Origin of the sequence: Tumebacillus lipolyticus, from assembly GCF_042682745.1 — a bacterium.
Classification (GTDB): Bacteria; Bacillota; Bacilli; order Tumebacillales; family Tumebacillaceae; genus Tumebacillus_A; species Tumebacillus_A lipolyticus.
In genome coordinates this window covers 465,403-479,568 of sequence record NZ_JBHUIO010000005.1, presented here as the reverse complement: position 1 = coordinate 479,568, position 14,166 = coordinate 465,403, and the positions used below count along the sequence as shown (strand labels likewise).

Sequence of the window (14,166 nt, the reverse complement as noted above, 5' to 3'; positions counted from 1 at the left end):
CTCGGGGAAGTGAAAGCAAAGCAATTCCGCGCCCAAGTGGCGAGATGGAGAGAAGTAGCGGGCATACCATCCCCGGAAGTTGAGTTCTTTCACAACTGGCCCAAGCATGAGCACCTCGATCGGGCGCAACTGCGCTGGTTTTTATATTGGCGCTCGCTTTGGGAACGGGGAGTTGTGAAGAAGACGAGCCTGTCCTATATGATGATTCACATTTATGAACTGCTCAGTTTGGAATATATCAAAGATCCGGAGCGAGCGGTCGAGCGGCTGATTCAGTTTTATACAGAATTTCACAGCATCCAACCGAAGCTCGACGTGACCTTAGTCCGCTGGATCGGCGATCTGTATCTGAAGCTGGATCGGCCGGATCAAGCGCTGTACTGGTATACGAAAGGGCCGGGGGGCGACTTGTACGAACGGCTGTCCTGGTATCGATTTGGCGACTTGGACATTCCGTACCCTTTGCTGAAAAAGGTGGCGGGGATGACCAAGACCGGCTTCTACCGCGAGCGCATGCCAGGCATCGAGCAGGAGATCGAAGCGATGATGCACGGTGCGTTTCGCGCGTTTACCAGGTTGGAAGGCATGCATCCGCTGGACAGATGGGCGCGCTACTCGGAAGAGCCGGTGCTCTATCTGTTTTCGAACACGCCGATCCACGAGAAGTATTACTTAGAAGGGTTCCGGCGCTACAGCTACTCGGGGACGTTTGTCCACTGGGTGAAAAACGGCCTGCGCTGTGCGGAGAACCTGTTGCGCCGCGCGGAAGGGAAGCCGAAGCTCAAGTATGATCAGAGCGTCGATCCCTACTTTGCGGAGTTCGAATCGCGCTATCCGGCCAAGCCGAGAGCGGTGGAGAAAAAGGCTGACCCCGCTCCCTCGCTGCTGGAGCGCGAACTGCCCTCCCAACCGATCGAGCTCGATTTCTCGCGGGTCAAGGCGCTCAACAAAGAGACAGACTGGCTGGTCGAGCTGATGCACGAAGAGGGTGGATCGGAAGACTTGCTGATCAAAGCGCCTTCTGCGGAGGTGGTCGCAAAGAAGGCGCAACGCGTCACACGGGGCGGAGATGTGCCTGACGCCATGCTTGGGGAGGCTCGTTCACCTCTTCAAAAAGCAAGCGGGAACGATCGAATCTCCTCGCTGTGGGAGGAGCTGCCGGGGGCGGAGCTTGACGATTTTTTCCAAGCGCTGTCCGACGCGGAGCGGGAGTTTTTGCGCCATCTGGTGCAGAGCCAAGAGCGGAATCGGCGGGAGCTTTCCCGCTGGCTGACCGGCCGGCGGATGTTTTTGGACGCGGTGGTGATGCGCATCAACGAGCAGTCGGTCGATGCGGGGCTGGAGCCGCTGTTGCTCGACGATGGGGAGGAGCTCACCGTGGAGGCAGAGTATGAAGATGCGATGAGGAGGGTTTGCAACGATGAGTGAAGCGGTACACAGCAAGCTGACGAGACGGCAAGCGAACGCGATCATCCAGTCGATGGGCGGCGGTGTCGTGCCACAGGAGGGGATCGAGCATGTGGTGGTGGGCCGCGTCAAGGAGATTCGCCAGCTGGTGGAAGATCTCAACCGCACCGCAGACGGCCTGTCCTGCATGAAGTTTCTCATCGGCGACTACGGCACCGGCAAGAGCTTCATGGCGACGCTGACCCGCTACATCGCGTACAAGGAAAACTTTGTGGTCGCCTACACCGACTTGACGGCCAACAGGCGCCTGTACGCACACGATGGGAAAGGGGTCGCCACCTATTCGGATCTGATGCAAAACCTCTCCACCAAGGCCAAGCCGAACGGCAATGCGCTGCGCTCTCTGATCGAGCGCTGGCTTTCTGATGTACAGCAAAAGGTAGCGCTTGCGCACAGCTTTGACAGCCTGCCCGACGCGACCGACTCCCGCTTCACCCGCTTGGTCAGCCTTGAGGTGCAGGCGGTCGTCCGCGAGGTGCAGGAGCTGGCGGGCGGCTTCGATTTTGCCACCGTGCTTACTAAATACTACCAAGCGTATCTCGATGGCGATGAGACGACGCAGGAGCATGCGATCAAATGGATGCGCGGCGAATACCGCACCAAGACGGAAGCGAAAAAAGATCTCGGCGTGCGCGATGTGATCAATGATGACAACTGGTTTGACTACCTGAAGGTGATGACCAAGTTTATCGCCTCGATCGGCTATCGAGGATTGCTCGTGCTGTTCGATGAGGCGGTCAACCTGTACAAGATCGACCACTCGGGTGCGCGCGCCAAAAACTATGAGCGCGTGCTGGAGTTTTTTAACGAGTGCACACAGGGGCGCGCGGAGAACCTGATGCTGATGTTCATGGGCACGACCGAGTTTCTGGAAGATGAGCGCAGAGGGCTCTTCTCCTACAAAGCGCTCAAGTCGCGCCTGTCGCCCAACCAATATGAGACCGACCAGTTTCGCGACCTGCGCCAGCCGGTGATCAAGCTTGCACCGCTCTCGGCGGAGGAGCTGTACGTGCTCCTGCAAAAGATTCGCGACATCTATGCGGCGCTCTATCAGGTGGAGAACATCACCGCGCTGATCAGCGATGACAACATGCTGGAGATCGTGCAAAAAGCGCTCGCTCGCCCTGGTGGCATTCAGTTTATCACGCCGCGCGAGCTGATCCGGGAGTTTATCGGGATCGTCAACGTCCTGCATCAAAACCCGGAGATGGACAAAGGCGACATCTTCAGCGAGCGGCTGGAATTGGCAAGCCAGGAGTCGAGACGCTTTGTTGGGCGTATGTTGGACTAAGCGGAAGAAAAGCCAAGCATAAAGAATATGAATCAAGAGGTACGCGATAGACCACCTTTCCAAACCGTGCAAACCTTGAACTTTGCGGCTATAATGTTGCAGGAACTTTAAGGGGAGGGAACGTTTGGATGACATTACCGAGATATAAACGAGTGCTGATCAAATTGAGCGGGGCTGCGGTGGCGGGCCAAAACGATTTTGGCTTCGATCCTGAATCTTTGGAGCATATTGCACAAGAGGTGCTTTCGGTTGTCGATCTGGGCGTCGAAGTGGCGATCGTCATCGGCGGTGGCAACATCTTCCGCGGCAACGTGGCGGAGACATGGGGGATCGAGCGGGCAGAGGCGGACAACATCGGCGTGCTCGGCACTGTGATCAACTCGCTGATGCTGCGCGGCGTGCTGAAAGCGCGCTCCGATCGCGAGGTGCGCGTGTTGACAGCACATCAGATGAACTTTATCGCCGAGCCGTTCATCCGCTTGCGTGCAACCCACCATCTGGACAAAGGCTACATCGTCATCCTCGCCGGCGGCACGGGCCAACCGTACGTCACGACCGACTATCCGGCCGTGCAGCGTGCGCTCGAACTGCAATGTGACGCGATCTTAGCAGCGAAGCATGGCGTCAACGGCATCTTTTCGGCCGACCCGAAAAAAGATCCGACGGCGCGCCGATACCACTCGATCGGCTACGATGATGTCGTGCGGGAAAACCTCAAGGTGATGGACCAGTCGGCGATGATTCTCGCCCGCGACTTCGGCATCCCGCTGCACATTTTCGACTTTGACCAACGCGGATCGATGAAAAGCATCTGCCTCGGTGAGAACGTCGGCACATACCTCTCTCCCACGACCACGATGTGTCTGGAGTAGTCCCTTTGCAAAAAGGGGCTTTTTTTTATGCTTTACTTTTCCGTTGCGTCAAGGTTTACAATGAGCTCCAGGAGGTGTTCGAACGATGCGTTCTGTACAGATCAAGGAGATTGCCAACAAGCTGCAAGTATCGACGCGAGCCATTCGCTGGTATGAGCAAAAAGGGCTGATCAAGCCGCACAAAGAGGAAGGAAACGGCTATCGCTATTTTACGGAGAGCGAGGCGTGGCGTTTGCAGACGATCATCTCGCTCCGGGAGATCGGCATGCCGATCCCCGAGATTCAAAAGGTGCTCGCCGAGATCGATGCGGGCGATGATCAGGATGTGCTCTACTATCTTGAGCTGCAGCGCTCGGCGATGTTTTCCCAATGGATCGAACTGCAGAGCATGATCAAGACGCTCGATGGGATGATCGGGATGGCGAAAGAGAAAAAAGAGCTGGTCTGGGAGGACATCCACCAGCTTGTCGATAGCGCGAAAGGGTTCCGCGAACTGCGGAAAAATTGGAGCGATCGCTGGGGCTTTGACCGGCAGGCGGCACAATATGATGAGGCGGTGTTGCGCGAGCCGGAGTTCAACCCGCACCAAAACTACAACGAAGCGCTCGACCTCACCTGTCAACTGGTCGACGCGCAAACGGGCGAGCGCGGCCTCGACATCGGAACGGGCACAGGCAATCTGGCGGGCCGCTTTTTGGCAAAGGGCATCGAGGTGGCAGGGATCGACCAGTCGCGGGAGATGCTGCGCCAATGCATGGCCAAACACCCGCAGATGGAGACGAAGCTCGGCAATTTTCTCGCCATTCCCTACTTGGATGAGCAGTTCGATTTTGTGATCACCTCTTACGCGCTGCATCATCTGACCGATGAGCAGAAGCTGCTCGCCTTGGAGGAGATGCAGCGGGTGCTCAAGCCGGGCGGACGGATCTGCATCGCCGACCTGATGTTTGAGTCGAATGAAAAGCGCGAAGCGGTTCGCGAGCGCTTCCTCGCAGCGGGGCGAGCAGACGTGTGGGCGGCGATCGAAGATGAGTATTATGCGGATCGCTCGCTCCTACTCGCATGGTTTGCGGAGAACGGCTACCGGGCGGAGGCGAAGCAGGTGAACGACTACCTGCACATTCTCTATGCACAGCGGGAACCCGAATCGAATAACGCTTGAGGTTTACGTAGCGTCAACCGTTACGATAGGCTCATGAACAATTTCCGAAAGGGGTAATTTTCATGAGCCTTTTGATTGAAAACGCAATGATTTTGACGATGGAAGCGGAGCGAGCCGTCCCGATGCCAGGGGACCTGCTGATCGAGCAGGGCAGGATCGTCGCCGTGGGGGACGTTTCAGCAGAGGATCGAGCCAGAGCGGTCGAGGTGATCGATGCGACCGGGCTGGTCGCGATGCCCGGGCTGGTCAACTGCCACAACCATGCGGCGATGAGCATTCTGCGCGGTTTCTCCGAAGATCTGCGCCTGATGGAATGGCTGTCCGAAAAGATGTGGCCCGCCGAGGCGAGGATGACAGAGGAGGACGTCTATCTCGGCACGCTGCTGGCGACGGTGGAGATGATCAAGTCGGGGACGACCGCGTTTGCCGACATGTACGTGTTCACCAACGCGGTCGCTCAAGCGGTCGTCGACTCGGGGATGCGCGGGGTGCTGACCCGCGGCCTGATCGACATGCCGGAGGGGGAAGCGGTGCGGTTTCAGGAAGCGCGGGAACTGCTGGCGAGGTGGAACGGGGCGGGTGATGGTCGCATCTCGGTCATGGTCGGCCCGCATGGCCCGCACACCTGTCCGCCAGCCTTCCTAAGACGGGCGATCAGCTTGGCGGAGGAGTTTGGGGCGCCGCTGCACATCCATCTGGCGGAGACGACCGAAGAGGTGGAGCTGATCAGGCGGGAGTATGATCGCACGCCGACCGAATATCTGCACGAGGTCGGGCTGTTCGATCACCATGTCGTCCTCGCGCACAGCGTGCACCTCACGCCCGGTGACATCGAGATTTTGAAAAAGGTCGGGCTCCGCGGCGGCATCGCTCACAATCCGATCTCCAACCTGAAGCTGGGCTGTGGCATCGCCCCGATCGGCGAGTTTTTGCGGGCGGGCCTCACCGTCGGTCTGGGCACAGACGGGCCGGGAAGTGCGACGACGCTCGACATGTTCGAGGAGATGAAGGCGGCCGCCTGGATGCAAAAGGTGAAGGCGTTCGATCCGACCGCGCTCCAGGCCGGGCAAGTGCTGCAGATGGCGACCAGCGAGGGCGCCAAAGTTCTCGCGCTCGACGAGCAGGTCGGCACGCTCACCGTCGGCAAGCAGGCGGACATCATCTTGGTGGACATGCGGGCTGCTCATCTTTGCCCGCCGCACGATCTGACCGCCCTGCTCGCCTACAGCGCAAGCGGTGCGGACGTGCACACGACGATCGTGGCAGGGAAGGTGCTGATGAGAGATCGCCAGCTGACGCAGCTGGATGAGCAAGCGCTGATCGCTGAGGTGACCGCGCGGGCGAAGCGGATCACGGCGGGGATCTGATGGCGGGACAGCTCGAACAGAAGCAAAAGATCGGGCGAAAAAAGAGGGATAGAATGAGAAAATGTGGAAAGGGATAACAACACGAGCGCAGCAGCGCGATCGATCTGCTTTCGGCAGGTGAACGTGCGAGCGCAGACAGCGGGACGGGGATCGCCCGCTCGTCCCACAGGAGGAGAAACGCATGACGTTTGAACTGCTCAGCCCATCGATACAAAAGAAAATCTGGGACATGGAGTGGCGGCAGTTCACTCCGATTCAGGAAGCGGCCATCCCGGTCATCCTGAAGAAGCGGCATTGTCTGTTGATGGCAGGAACCGCCTCCGGTAAGACGGAGGCGGCTTTTTTGCCGATTCTCTCCGCTTTGGAAGCGCAGGGGAAGAGCGAGGGGAGCGGGGGGCTGAAAGTCCTCTACCTCTCGCCGCTGCGCGCCCTGATCAACGACCAGTTCGCGCGGGTCGAACGGCTGAGCGATACGCTGAACATCCCGTTGCTCAAATGGCACAGCGACGTGTCGCGCAGCAAAAAGATCGGTTGGCTGAACAGCCCGAGCGGCATCCTGCAGATCACGCCAGAATCGCTCGAATCGCTTTTGATCAACCAGACGGAAAAAGTGCCGGAGCTGTTTTCCGCTGTCGAATATATCATCCTCGATGAACTGCACGCTTTTTTGGAGAGCGATCGCGGTTTGCAGGTGCGCTCTTTGCTCCACCGACTGCGCCGCTACATGCGGCAACAGCCGGTGATGATCGGCCTCTCCGCGACGATCGGCTCGCCGGAGATCGCGCAGTCCTTTCTGCACGCGGAGCAGCCTGACGAAGTCGAGGTGCTCAACCCGGCGGACGGCAAGCGCCAAATTTTTTTGCAGGCAGACTTTTTTGCCAAAGCGAGCGCCGCGCTGCCGCAAGCGCTCATCGAGGACATCTACGGGCTGACCAAAGACAAAAAGACGATCCTCTTCTGCAACTCGCGCGGACAGGTGGAAGAGCTGACGCACAGGCTGAACGAAACGGGGCAGAAGCTCGGCGGGCCGCTGTATGCGAAGCGCTACTATCCGCATCACTCCTCGATCGACCGGGCGGAGCGCGAGTGGATCGAGGAGCAGATGCGCATCACCAAGCTCCCGCTCACCGTGGTCAGCACCAACACGCTGGAGCTCGGCATCGATATCGGCTCGCTCGACCTTGTCGTGCAGTTGGACGCCACCTTTTCGGTCGCCTCGCTCAAACAGCGGCTCGGCCGCTCCGGACGGCGGGAAGGCACGCCATCCTACCTGATGATGTACGCGACCGAAGAGGAGGACTTGGTGCAGGCGGTGGCGGTGACCGAGCTTTTGTTTGACAGATGGATCGAACCGCCAGAGCCGAGGCGTGCCGCTTATGATCTGCTCTTTCATCAGACGCTTTCCCTCGTTGCGGAGCGACAGGGCATCTTTCAGGATGATCTGCTCGACGAGGTGCTGAACAACCCCACGTTTGCAGAGCTCGCCGAAGATCGCGCAGGCGAACTGATCACCTGGATGCTGCAGGAGGATTGGCTCGCCTTGGTCGAAGGGGTGTGCATCCCCGGGCTGAAAGGGGAGAAGCTCCTGCGCTCGCGGGAGTTTTATTCGGTCTTTCAATCGCCCGCGCTGTACAAAGTGATGCATGGCACGCGCTTGGTCGGCACGATTGAGGCGAGCCCGCTCGTCCTCGCAGGCGAGACGATCCTGCTGGCAGGCGCGATGTGGGAGATCACGCTGGTCGAAGCGGGGCGAGGCTTGGTCACCGTCGTCCCCGCCCTGCAGGGAAAGCGGCCGATCTGGCTGTCCAGCGGGCGACAGATCCATCCGCAGATCGCGGAGAAGATCTATCAGGTCTATACCGGAGCGGAAGATTATGAGTACCTCAGCCCGCGCGCTTGGCACCGCTTGCAGGAGGTGCGGATGCTGGCGAAAGGACAGGGGTTTGAGCGGGGGGTTCGCGTCCTGCAGGAAGGGGCGCGCTCGCTCACGCTGTTCGACTTTGCGGGAACGAGAAGGCAGAGCGCGCTGGCGACGCTGGTGCGCGGTTGGCTGCGCGAGCAGGAACTGTCCTGGCAAGTGAAACAAACTCCCTTTTCGATCCAGATCGAAGGCGGCGAGATTCCGAAAGGGACTGCGAAGAAGCTGGTCACCTTTTTGCTCGATGTGCTGGTGCGCAAAGCGGAGGCGAAGTACATGATGATGGGGCGCGCCGCCGAGCCGGACGGCAACCCGATCACCAAGTTTGGCAGCTACCTTCCCCTGCATTTTCAGCGGTTGATCGAAGCGGAGATCAAGCGGGACATCGAGGGACTGCGCCTGTGGGTGCAGGAGCAGAAGTGGAAGGCAGTTCGGTGAGAACTCGATGGAGAGAAACGCCGACCCTGATCGACAGCTCCACATTTTTTGCATTCGATCGGTGGAGCATCTTGCATTTCCTGTCTGCTTCGTCGATAATGTGAAAGAATGGTTAGAAGCAGGAAACGGTATTTAGACTGTCGAATAGGTCAGCGTCACAGGAGTAAAGCGTCAATGCTGTAATGCCTGTGAGCCGAATAGACTTGGTGTGTTTGGAGGGGAAAGCCCATGCAACTGGACAAACTGCGCGACAGAACGGTCGATCAGCTTTTCGAAGCGGTCCTCCAACTGCGCTCTCTCGATGAAGCCTACCAATTTTTTGATGACTTGTGCACCGTCAACGAAGTGCAATCGCTCGCCCAACGTCTGGAAGTGGCTCGGATGCTTGGCAAAGGCCAGACGTACAACCAGATCGAAGCGGAGACCGGCGCTAGCACCGCGACCATCTCGCGGGTCAAGCGCTGTCTCAACTACGGAACGGATGGCTACAAGGTTGTGCTCGATCGATTAGAAACGAAATAACGCCCGACAACCCTTGCTTTCGACATGGCAGGGGTTTTGTTATGACAGAGAGGAGGCATCGGGATGATGAGCGCTCTCGCCCATCCTTGGCGCGCGTGGCGGCATGTCGTCAAGCTCGATCCGGCCCGCAACATCTGTGATGACGCCCTTGTGGCGATCGCCGAGTCTGGCACCGATGCGATCTTCCTCGGCGGCACGCAGGACATCACCTATGAGAACACCAATGCGTTGCTTGGCCGCTTGCACCGCCTCGCACCGAACCTCCCGCTGTGGCAGGAGATCTCCCTTGCAGACGCCGTAGTCGATGGGGTGGACGGCTATGCGATCCCCGTCGTGCTCAATGCGGGGTCGCCCGCCTGGATGATCGGCGCCCATGCCAAGGCGATCGAAAAATATGGCAGCTGGATCGATTGGAGCAAAGTGCTCGTCGAAGGCTATCTCGTCTTGAATCCGCAAGCGGCGGTGGCCGAGCTCACCGCGGCAGATACCAGCTTGACGCCGCGGGAAGCTGCCTCCTATGCTGCGGCAGCCGATGCGCTGTTCTCCTTGCCGGTGCTCTATTTGGAGTATAGCGGCACGTTTGGCGACCCGGATCTCGTGGCGGAAGTCGCCCGCACGACCAGGCGATCCCACCTGTTTTACGGGGGCGGGATCGACTCCTATGAAAAGGCGGTCGCGATGGCTGAACATGCGGACACCTTGGTCATCGGCAACGCGCTCTATGCGGAGAACTGGCGAACGGTGCTGCGCGAGACGGTCCGCGCGGTCAAATGAAAAAACCACCGATGTGACATCGGTGGTTTTTTTATTGCAGTTAAACGCCCTCGTTGCTGATGCGACAAGAGGGCGTTTGTTTGTTCTATGAACTGCCTGCTTTACAGAGCTGGTAGACCCGAAAGGCAGCGTGCTCACCGAAGTGGGCATTTTCTGCAAAAGTGGGAAAGATAAAAATTGCTCGGCTCGGCCCAATATACATCGATGCCTATGTTGCGTTTTGTCTACGGAGCGTGGATTGTTCCCGTAGAGTTGTCACATTACAATAGAACGCGAGGTGAGAACCATGGATAGTAAACGTAAAAGGCAACTGTTAGAGGAATATAAGAACCGCCGTCCTGAAATGGGTGTGATCTCTTTTCGCTGTCATGCAACCGGTGAAGAATTTTTAGGGGCCTCCAAAGATACAAAAGCGGATTTTAACAGCACTCGTTTCAAACTATCTGCCGGAGGACATCCCAATCAACGGCTGCAAGAACTTTGGCGTCAATATGGCGAGAGCGGATTTGATCTGTCCGTAGTAAAAATCCTGAAATATGACGATCCGCAAGAAGATCACACTGCTGAATTAGAAGAATTGCGGGAACAATGCTTGGCAGATAACAAAGAGGCAAGGAGGATTTGGAGATGAATGAAAAAATAGTGATGACTGCAGATGGCTATGACCGCATTGACGGCCGGAATGCTTATCATTCTGACATCAAGCGGCTGACTTTGGGCGCACCTACGAGGGAAGAAAATAAAAGCATGAAGATTGCCGCACAGCTTTGGCGCGAAAATGCGGAAGGATCGCTGGAAATCGATGCAGAGCTGCCCATTCATCAGGTATTCGACCTGATGATCTTGCTAAGCCGCACCTTGCTCCATTTCAAAGAGGCATATCGGATGCCGCTGCTATACGACCCAGAAAAGCCGACGATCGAGCGGGTGGGCGTACAGGGTGGCGTTCTACCGGTAGCTGTCTGCACAGATAACTCGAACATTAACGATGATATTCAAATATTCTCCCAGGCATTGAGCGATTTGGGTGAACTGACCGGAGAACGACTTCGGACGCTCACCCGCATCCTTGAAGAATTGGAGTGCTACTAGCCATGGAAAATAGATGGCTTCTTTCTCCATCCAGACGGTTGACAGAAGCAGAAAGAAAACTTGTCTGGAAAAAGCCTATCACCCATATTGAAAGTGAGGCTGAGCGACGGATCTGCTCCGAGGTCAAACGAAACTGGGAGCGGGGCGAAATGAAAATTACCAATATTCTGCTGGAGGGCGATGCTGGCTCCGGCAAGACACAACTCGCGAAGGCGCTATCTGCCGATTTTGGCCTGCCCTATACAAAAGTGACCTGTTTCGCAGATATGGATAAATCTGATGTATTAGGTGCCATCCTGCCGGTGCTGTCGGAGGATGGCGGCGAGGATGGGAATAAGGATGGGAATGTGGAATACAGATATTACCCATCCGAAATCGTGCGCGCCTACGAAAACGGCTGGCTGCTGGAAATTCAAGAGCCAACCGTCATCCGGGATGCGGCGGTGCTGATGGCGCTTAATTCGGCGCTGGAACCGGATGGCAGCATCAATCTACCCACCCGCATTGTTCATCGGCACCCGGATTTTATCGCCATCATCACCACCAACCGGGGATACAACGGGTGCCGTCCTCTGAACGAGGCACTGCGCGATCGGGTACAGCACACAGAAAAGATGGATTTGCCCCCTGTCGAAGTCATGATCGAACGGGCTGCGGCAAAGACAGGTTGTCATGATCTTGATGTACTGCGCACCTTTGCTCAGACGATCGTTTTGCTCGATCAAACTGCCAAAGCAAACGCCATCAAAGGTGTAGCCGGTATGCGTTCCTATTTCTTTTGGGTAGACGCAGTTTTACAGGGAGCGGATACGATCGAATCTCTCTATCACAAAGTCATCTACAAAATCACGACCGACCCGGCTGAAATCATCCTGTTAGAGCAAGCGTTGTCCCAGCAGGAGCTGCTGGCAGCTTTGGAGGATGTCGCTCGCCATCGTGGCGGCGAAAGCGACGGAGACGTGTTGGAACTTCGGGCGGACGGGACTTTTGAAACGGAGCTTTCCACACCTGATACAAATACCCCGCTGGCAGTTGCTCTGAGGAAGTCTCCTGACAGTGAAGGGCATTCCACCAGGTCGTCAGAAACCACCACAGCAACACAGAGCAAGGACACCGGCGAAGATGGGACGCCTATGTATCATGATCTGCAGCCGGAAGATCAGGCCAAGCTGGAAGAAGAAAAGAGGACCTTTCGCAAGCACTTAAACCAGCAGGCGCGGGAGGCAGTCAAAGGCTCTGCTCATGAAAAGGTGGGCATGATCGTCCATCGCCCGGAAGCCACTCCGGCTCACCGGGAGGAATACCAGCAGATTGTTTCCACTCTTATGCCGGTCATCCGGGAACTGACACGAAAAACCGAACCGCTGTTGGAGCATGAGGTTTCGCTGGAATTTTCCCCAAATCGTGTGTATGGCACAAGGTTTCATGCTGAAAAAGTGGCATCCCCGGATTATCGCCATTTTTCCAAAAAACAACCACCCACGGAAGAACCATCATTGGCGGTTGCCCTGCGCATTGACCAATCGGCGTCGATGAACGCTTTTGGGCGACTGGAGGCGGCGAAACAGGCTGCTGTTGCCGTCTATGAGTTCTGCGAGAGTTGCGGCATCCCAGTTCTGATTTACGGAGATACGGCCGACCGCTCCCCAAAGGAAAAAATGTCTCTGTACTCCTATATCGACTGGGAGGAGCGGGGGCTGAACGATAAATACGCACTGATGGCCATTCAAAGCATCAGCAACAACCGAGACGGAATGGCTCTGCGGATTTTAGCCGAAAAGTTGGCAAAAGCGCCCCAAATGACGAAGCTGCTGATCAGCCTTAGCGATGGGCAGCCCAAGGCGATGCCAGATTATACCGGCAGTGCTGCGATGGACGATATGAAACAGGTCATCCGTGATTACAGCCGCCAAGGGATTCTCTTTCTGGCGGCTGCGATCGGGCAGGATAAAGAGACCATCTGCGAGATTTACGGTCAGGACAGGTTTATCGATATTACCGATTTAGGGCAACTTCCGGCTCGGTTGGTGCAAATGATCGCCAAGTACCTATAAACTTTTTCTATGATGTTCGGCTATGTTCGGCAGAAAAGGAGGGATATGATGGATTGTTCAAAAGTTGGACGGTTGATTTTGCAACTGCGAAAAGAAAAGGGCATGACCCAACAACAGGTTGCAGATCGGCTCAACATCAGCAATAAGACCGTTTCAAAATGGGAGTGCGGCTTGGGATGCCCGGATGTTACACTTTGGGAGGAACTTTCCACAGTGCTCGGCGCGGATCTTCTCAAGTTGCTGCAAGGAGAACTAAGCCCAAACCGGCCAGATGTGGGCAAGATCGACAGAATGAAGTTTTACGTATGCTCTACCTGTAGCAATATTCTTACGAGCACGGGAAAGGCAACGATTTCTTGCTGTGGACGCCGACTGCACCCACTGACACCGATTCCGCAAACGGAAGGGCATGAGGTGTCGGTGGAGGAAATCGATACAGACTACTATGTCACATTGAATCATGAAATGAGAAGAGATCATTACATCGTTTTTGCTGCCTATGTACATGACGACCGTGTGCTGCTGAACCGCTTGTACCCGGAACAAAGTGCTGCATTTCGTTTGCCGATGTTGCGGGGCGGAGGAAATCTGTATTTGTACTGTACGAAGCACGGCTTACAGAAATGCCCATTTACTTTGTGATCGACCTCCTTACTGCCTCTGCCGCAAATAAAAAACCGCAGTTTGGGTAGAAACTTGTACTGCATCAATATCAATGACGGCGGTTTTGAAAGAACGATTTCAAGCTGCCGTTTTCCTTTTGGAAAAATGAATTTAGATTGAAACGCGAAAAGGAGTAGCGTTAAGCTACTCCCCGGGTCAGACCACCTGATGTGTACGATTTTGAGCAGAAAAAGAAAAGTGTCCTGATAGGATACACAGATCCTATCAGGACACTTTGTGTGGTCGGAATGCAGGGATTCGAACCCTGGACCTCTCGCTCCCAAGGCGAGCGCGCTACCAAGCTGCGCTACATTCCGATCGATCTGATCGGAAGAAAAAAATGGTCGGAATGCAGGGATTCGAACCCTGGACCTCACGCTCCCGAAGCGTGCGCGCTACCAAGCTGCGCTACATTCCGATCGATCTGATGGGAAGAAATAAAAATGGTCGGAATGCAGGGATTCGAACCCTGGACCTCACGCTCCCGAAGCGTGCGCGCTACCAAGCTGCGCTACATTCCGATCGTTCATTTGCCAGATTGAGCGC

12 protein-coding genes and 3 tRNA genes are annotated in these 14,166 nt (G+C 56.3%); 12 read left to right on the top strand and 3 right to left on the bottom strand.

What is annotated here, in order from left to right; translation table 11 throughout:
- Positions 1-9: 9 nt before the first annotated feature.
- The 12 genes from ACFSOY_RS07635 to ACFSOY_RS07580 all read left to right on the top strand — a co-directional run bounded on the left by ACFSOY_RS07635 (position 10) and on the right by ACFSOY_RS07580 (position 13,599).
- Positions 10-1,428 (top strand): TerB N-terminal domain-containing protein, encoded by a 1,419-nt coding sequence (locus ACFSOY_RS07635; protein ID WP_386045336.1) that lies wholly within the window; start codon positions 10-12, stop codon positions 1,426-1,428.
- Complete coding sequence (locus ACFSOY_RS07630) at positions 1,421-2,758, top strand: ATP-binding protein (RefSeq protein WP_386045334.1); 1,338 nt, start codon at positions 1,421-1,423, stop codon at positions 2,756-2,758. The genes ACFSOY_RS07635 and ACFSOY_RS07630 overlap by 8 nt, the downstream gene beginning before the upstream one ends.
- A 128-nt stretch (positions 2,759-2,886) precedes the next feature.
- On the top strand, positions 2,887-3,630 hold the full coding sequence (gene pyrH / locus ACFSOY_RS07625; protein ID WP_386045333.1) for a UMP kinase: 744 nt from the start codon (positions 2,887-2,889) through the stop codon (positions 3,628-3,630).
- Between the two features lie 85 nt (positions 3,631-3,715).
- Complete coding sequence (locus ACFSOY_RS07620) at positions 3,716-4,792, top strand: MerR family transcriptional regulator (protein WP_386045331.1); 1,077 nt, start codon at positions 3,716-3,718, stop codon at positions 4,790-4,792.
- Between the two features lie 62 nt (positions 4,793-4,854).
- Positions 4,855-6,159, top strand: a complete 1,305-nt coding sequence (locus ACFSOY_RS07615; RefSeq protein ID WP_386045329.1) for an amidohydrolase — start codon at positions 4,855-4,857, stop codon at positions 6,157-6,159.
- Positions 6,160-6,340: 181 nt separating this feature from the next.
- Positions 6,341-8,515 carry a DEAD/DEAH box helicase gene (locus ACFSOY_RS07610; protein WP_386045327.1) on the top strand — a complete coding sequence of 725 codons (2,175 nt, stop codon included), beginning with the start codon at positions 6,341-6,343 and terminating at the stop codon, positions 8,513-8,515.
- Positions 8,516-8,743: 228 nt separating this feature from the next.
- On the top strand, positions 8,744-9,037 hold the full coding sequence (locus ACFSOY_RS07605) for a YerC/YecD family TrpR-related protein (protein ID WP_386045326.1): 294 nt from the start codon (positions 8,744-8,746) through the stop codon (positions 9,035-9,037).
- A 63-nt stretch (positions 9,038-9,100) separates the two neighbouring features.
- Positions 9,101-9,811 (top strand): geranylgeranylglyceryl/heptaprenylglyceryl phosphate synthase, encoded by a 711-nt coding sequence (locus tag ACFSOY_RS07600; protein ID WP_386045324.1) that lies wholly within the window; start codon positions 9,101-9,103, stop codon positions 9,809-9,811.
- A gap of 286 nt (positions 9,812-10,097) precedes the next feature.
- Complete coding sequence (locus ACFSOY_RS07595; protein WP_386045323.1) at positions 10,098-10,442, top strand: GIY-YIG nuclease family protein; 345 nt, start codon at positions 10,098-10,100, stop codon at positions 10,440-10,442.
- Positions 10,439-10,903 carry a DUF6530 family protein gene (locus tag ACFSOY_RS07590; RefSeq protein WP_386045322.1) on the top strand — a complete coding sequence of 155 codons (465 nt, stop codon included), beginning with the start codon at positions 10,439-10,441 and terminating at the stop codon, positions 10,901-10,903. The genes ACFSOY_RS07595 and ACFSOY_RS07590 overlap by 4 nt, the downstream gene beginning before the upstream one ends.
- Before the next feature lie 2 nt (positions 10,904-10,905).
- Complete coding sequence (locus ACFSOY_RS07585) at positions 10,906-12,957, top strand: AAA family ATPase (RefSeq protein ID WP_386045320.1); 2,052 nt, start codon at positions 10,906-10,908, stop codon at positions 12,955-12,957.
- Between the two features lie 48 nt (positions 12,958-13,005).
- The gene (locus ACFSOY_RS07580; RefSeq protein ID WP_386045318.1) at positions 13,006-13,599 is read left to right on the top strand and encodes a helix-turn-helix domain-containing protein; all 594 of its coding nucleotides are present in this window, start codon (positions 13,006-13,008) and stop codon (positions 13,597-13,599) included.
- 261 nt (positions 13,600-13,860) lie between these two features.
- Here the strand turns inward: ACFSOY_RS07580 and ACFSOY_RS07575 are convergent.
- The 3 genes from ACFSOY_RS07575 to ACFSOY_RS07565 form a co-directional block, all read right to left on the bottom strand.
- Positions 13,861-13,937, bottom strand: a tRNA-Pro gene (locus ACFSOY_RS07575).
- A gap of 24 nt (positions 13,938-13,961) precedes the next feature.
- Positions 13,962-14,038, bottom strand: a tRNA-Pro gene (locus tag ACFSOY_RS07570).
- A gap of 26 nt (positions 14,039-14,064) precedes the next feature.
- Positions 14,065-14,141, bottom strand: a tRNA-Pro gene (locus ACFSOY_RS07565).
- Between the last annotated feature and the right edge of the window lie 25 nt (positions 14,142-14,166).